This is a genomic window from Oleiphilus sp. HI0132 (genome assembly GCF_001635845.1).
In genome coordinates this window covers 1-889 of record NZ_LWGJ01001851.1, presented here as the reverse complement: position 1 = coordinate 889, position 889 = coordinate 1, and the positions used below count along the sequence as shown (strand labels likewise).

The window sequence follows — 889 nt, the reverse complement described above, 5'->3', positions numbered from 1 at the left end:
TACAATTGCTTTGAAGCGCTCTTCATTTTCTGCCGCGAGTCGAAGGCCGAGCAATGAACCCCAGTCTTGGCAGACCAGTGTAATATTGTTTAAATCAAGCGCGTTGATTAAGGATAGGAGCCAGTCCATATGGCTTTGATAGGAGTAGTCTTCAATATTGACAGGCTTATCTGACTTGCCAAAGCCAATTAAGTCGGGAGCGATGACTCGATGCCCCGCAGCAGTGCAAATAGGGATCATGTGGCGGTAAAGGTATGACCAGCTGGGTTCACCATGTAACATGAGTATTGGGTCGGCACTTCCCGGGCCTTCGTCTATATAATGCATTCTCAAACCACCGACGTCGGTATAGTGAGCAGAAAAGCTATAGTTCGGCAGGTTTTTAAAGCGTTCATCAGGCGTACGGACAAATTTGACCATGAAAGAATTCCTTTATTGATAGGTCGATCTTTTTATTCAGAATTTAACTATAGCAGCTAGATTAAAAGGGTGAGGTAATTGCGATATGCAAATAGATAGAGAGAGATCTGTTTCGCTAGTTCGGCGCTTTATGATACTGAGTATGATGCTGGCGTTTGGTATCTTGAGTGCATGCGGTCAATCAGAGGATTCGTCTAGTACTGAATCGAGCGCAGCAGATAGAACTTTGACTGTTTATAAAACAAAGAGTTGCTCTTGTTGTTCTGAGTGGGTGGATCATATTCAACAGGGCGGTTTGTCGGCCATAGTTGTGAACCAGGATTCGGTGGCGCATATAAAAGATTTCTATCAGCTGCCTGCTAATGCTCGCTCCTGTCATACTGCTGTGTCGTCAGAGGGTTTCGTGTTCGAAGGACATGTTCCAGCGAAGTTTATTAAACAATTTTTATCAAACCCACCTGCTGGCTCA

2 protein-coding genes are annotated in these 889 nt (G+C 44.5%); one reads left to right on the top strand and one right to left on the bottom strand.

Going from position 1 to position 889, the window contains the following annotated elements:
- Positions 1-420, bottom strand: a 420-nt coding sequence (locus A3766_RS28000; protein WP_156509210.1) for an alpha/beta fold hydrolase, incomplete at its 3' end; no start/stop codon positions are given.
- Positions 421-505: 85 nt separating this feature from the next.
- Between A3766_RS28000 and A3766_RS27995 the strand changes: the two genes are divergently transcribed.
- Positions 506-889, top strand: a 384-nt coding sequence (locus A3766_RS27995; RefSeq protein ID WP_156509209.1) for a DUF411 domain-containing protein, incomplete at its 3' end; no start/stop codon positions are given.